This window comes from Streptomyces sp. NPDC001070 (assembly GCF_053598835.1).
On record NZ_JBSFLB010000081.1, the window covers coordinates 1 to 3,561 of the forward strand.

4 protein-coding genes are annotated in these 3,561 nt (G+C 70.7%); 2 read left to right on the forward strand and 2 right to left on the reverse strand.

Features of this window, described 5'->3' with window-relative positions; all coding sequences use genetic code 11:
* Positions 1–98: 98 nt before the first annotated feature.
* Positions 99–644, reverse strand: a complete 546-nt coding sequence (locus ACWDAS_RS41315) for a TetR/AcrR family transcriptional regulator (protein WP_450401119.1) — start codon at positions 642–644, stop codon at positions 99–101.
* A gap of 181 nt (positions 645–825) precedes the next feature.
* On the opposite strand from ACWDAS_RS41315, the gene ACWDAS_RS41320 reads away from it, so the two are divergent.
* On the forward strand, positions 826–1,668 hold the full coding sequence (locus ACWDAS_RS41320) for an oxidoreductase (RefSeq protein WP_450401121.1): 843 nt from the start codon (positions 826–828) through the stop codon (positions 1,666–1,668).
* A gap of 119 nt (positions 1,669–1,787) precedes the next feature.
* A complete protein-coding gene (locus ACWDAS_RS41325) occupies positions 1,788–3,236 on the forward strand; it encodes an aldehyde dehydrogenase (protein ID WP_450401123.1) in 1,449 nt (482 codons plus the stop codon).
* 219 nt (positions 3,237–3,455) lie between these two features.
* On the opposite strand, the gene ACWDAS_RS41330 is transcribed toward ACWDAS_RS41325, so the two are convergent.
* Positions 3,456–3,548: a hypothetical protein gene (locus ACWDAS_RS41330; protein ID WP_450401124.1), complete on the reverse strand. Its 93-nt coding sequence runs from the start codon at positions 3,546–3,548 to the stop codon at positions 3,456–3,458.
* Positions 3,549–3,561 lie beyond the last annotated feature (13 nt).

The following is a 3,561-nucleotide window of genomic DNA, read 5'->3' on the forward strand; positions in this document are numbered from 1 at the left end:
GCCGCATCCGCGCCAAGCTCGACATCACCACCACCGCCGAACTCACCCGCACCGCCATCGCCCTCGGCCTGTGACCACACCCACCCGCCGGCCGGGGCTCAGAGCGTCTCGAAGCCGTTGAGAAACGTGTCCACGACCAGGTCGGCCGCCTGCGGGGGCTCCACTTCGGGGAAACGGTGAGCGACGCCGTCCACGAGTTGATCGAGGACCGCCCTCACCCACGCCAGGGGGACATCGGTGCGCAGATGACCCTCGTCGGCCGCGCGCCGGAGGAAGGCGTCCAGCCGCCCGCTCTGCTCCTGACGCCGGCTGTTGGCGCTGGGGTCCTGCTGCATCATGCGGCGCGTGTCGACAGGCCACTCGCGGCTGACCGGGACGATCCCCTCCACATAGCGGTGCAGCGCGACCGCCACGGGCGCCTCCATGAGCCGCGCCTCGTCGAGCACCCGTTCCGCGGAGTCGAGTTTCGCCTGGAACACGGCGCTGAGCAGGGCTTCACGCGTGGCGAAGCGGCGGTGGACGGTGGTGCGGTCCACGCCCGCCGCGCTCGCGATGGCGGACATCGAGGTGCTCGGGTCTTCGGCCAGCAGTCGGGCTCCGGTACGCAGGACCGCGGTCAGGTTGCGTGCGGCATCGGCTCTCATGATGGCGCTCATCGTACCAGTGAGTCGCACTTGCACCCTTATCAACATCGTCCGCGATGCAAACAGAATCCGTAGTGCTACATTGGTGTTGCAGTTAGGCGAAAACCTTCAACAGTGACCGCGGGCCGGGCCTTCGTACCGGGCCCCGGGAGCGCTCATGAACGAGACAGGAGGATGTGCCATGGCACGGACGTGGCTGATCACCGGTGGTTCCCAGGGCCTCGGAAGGGCCCTGGCGGTTGCGGCGCTGGAGGCGGGCGACCAGGTCGCGGTGACCTCTCGCAAGCCGGAGGCGCTGGCGGATCTGGCGGAAGAGCACCCCGAGCGGCTCCAGACCCCGGCGCTGGACGTCACCTCGCCCTCGGAGGCCCGCGACGTGGTCGCGGCGGTGGTCGAGCGGTTCGGCTCCCTCGACGTCGTCGTCAACAACGCCGGCTACGCCACCGGCGGCTCGGTGGAGGACTTCCCGGAGGACGAGTTCCGGGCGCAGATCGAGGCGAACCTGTTCGGGGTGGTCAACGTGACGAGGGCGGCACTGCCCGTCCTGCGCCGCCGGCGTTCCGGCCACTTCGTGCAGATCTCCTCCATCGGCGGCCGTGTGGGCGGCACGCCCGGCCTCAGCGCCTACCAGACCGCGAAGTTCGGGGTCGAGGGATTCTCCGAGGTCCTGGCGAACGAGGTGGCCCCGCTGGGCATCAAGGTGACCATCGTGGAGCCGGGCGGCATCCGCACCGGCTGGGCCGCCGGCGCCGCGACGGCGTCCGGCCGGATCGGCGCCGATTACGGACAGACCGTCGGGCAGTGGCTGGAACGGTTCACGGCCTACAGCGGCAACGAACCCGGCGACCCCGCGCGCATGGCCGAGGCGATCCTCGGCGTCGTCGACGCGCAGGAGCCCCCGCGCCGGTTGCTCCTCGGCAGCGACGCCCTGGAGATCGCCCTGAGCGCGGAGGAGGCCCGGATCGCCGAGGCCCGCGAGTGGGCCCCGGTCAGCCGGTCCACGGACCACCCGGCCGCGTCGTAACCACCCCGCGCACCACCGCGCGCCAACGCCATCCGTCCGCCCCGACGCCCCACCGGGACGCGCCTGGCAGCGCGTTCCCCGTCAACTCCCCTCCCCCCCCGCGTGAAAGAAGCGACTCAATGATCGTCCGCGACAAGCTCTACATCGGCGGTTCCTGGGTGAAGCCCAGCGACCCGGACCTCCTGGACATCCGCTCCCCTCACGACCAGTCCGTCCTCGGCCGCGTGGCCCAGGCGGCCGAAGCGGACGTGGACGCGGCCGTGGCCGCGGCGCGGGAGGCGTTCGACAACGGGCCGTGGCCGCGCACCGATCCCAAGGAGCGGCAGGAGGTGATCCGGCGGCTCAACGCGCTGCGCGAGGCGCGCGCGGACGAGATCGCCGCGGCCATCTCCGCCGAGAACGGTTCGGCGGGCTGGTTCACCAAGGCCGGCCAGCCCTTCCTGACGCGGCAGGTCAACGCCTACCTCAAGGCGGCCGAGGAGCTCGGCTGGGAGGAGGTCGTCGAGCCCTCGGATCCCTCGGTGGCGTTCGACACGGTCGTCAGGCGTGAGCCGATCGGCGTGGTCGCCGCGGTCATCCCATGGAACTCGCCCTTCTCCGCAGCCACGGCCAAGCTGACGCCGGCGCTGCTGGCGGGCAACACCGTGGTGCTGAAGGTCTCCCCGGAGAACTCGCTGAGCATGATGCTGCTGGCGGATCTCTTCGACGAGGCAGGGCTGCCCGAGGGGGTGCTCAGCATCCTGCCGGCCGACCGGGAGACCAGCGAGTACCTCGTCTCGCACCGGGACGTCGACAAGATCGCCTTCACGGGGTCGACCCGGGCGGGCCGTCGCATCGCCTCGATCGCCGGCGAGCACCTGAAGCGGGTCAGCCTCGAACTGGGCGGCAAGTCCGCCGCCGTCGTCCTGGAGGACGCCGACCTGCCCGCCGTGATGCAGGGCCTGCGCCTCGGCTCCCTGGGGAACAACGGCGAGGCCTGCATCCTGCAGACCCGGATCCTGGCGCCGCGCGGCCGCTACGAGGAGGTCGTCGCGGCGCTGAAGGAGATGGTCGAGTCGCTGAAGGTGGGCGACCCGTCCGAGCCGGACACCTTCATCGGCCCCATGATCCGGCCCGACCAGCAGCAACGCGTCATCGACTACATCAAGCTGGGCATCGAGGAGGGGGCCCGCCTGGTGACGGGCGGTCCCGAAGTGCCGCAGGGGCTGGAGAAGGGCAACTACGTCACTCCCACCGTGTTCGCGGACGTCGACAACGGCATGCGCATCGCGCAGGAGGAGATCTTCGGCCCGGTCCTGGTCGTCATCGCCTACGACGACGAGGACGACGCCGTGCGGATCGCCAATGACTGCGACTACGGCCTGTCGGGCGGCGTCTGGACCACGGACCCCGAGCGGGCGCTGGCCGTGGCACGCAGGCTGCGCACCGGAACCGTCACCCTGAACGGCTCGCCCATGAGCTTCGACGGCCCGTTCGGCGGCTACAAGGCCAGCGGTATCGGCCGCGAGTACGGGACGGTCGGCCTGACCGGGTACGTCGAGCACAAGACGATCACCCGTCACCGGTGACCACGAGTCCGGGCCCGGGATGTGCGTGCCGAGTCCCGGGCCCGGCAACAGCGGAGTGACCAAGGACGAGCCGGTCGACCTCTTCATCCACCCGGCGGTGTACGCGGGAGCGGTCAGGGCCCTCGAGAGATCGCCCTGGAGGTCTATGCGGAGGAAGCCGGGGCCCGCCGAAGCCGGATCGGAGCGGGAGGCAGGAAGTCAGGGGTCAAGGGCCAGAGGTCAGGAGCCCTCGGTGTGGAGGTTCTTGACCTTGATCCAGTCGCGGCTGCGCCGACCCGGCAGATACGTACTGGTCAACCGCTTGGCCACCACACCGTCATACCCC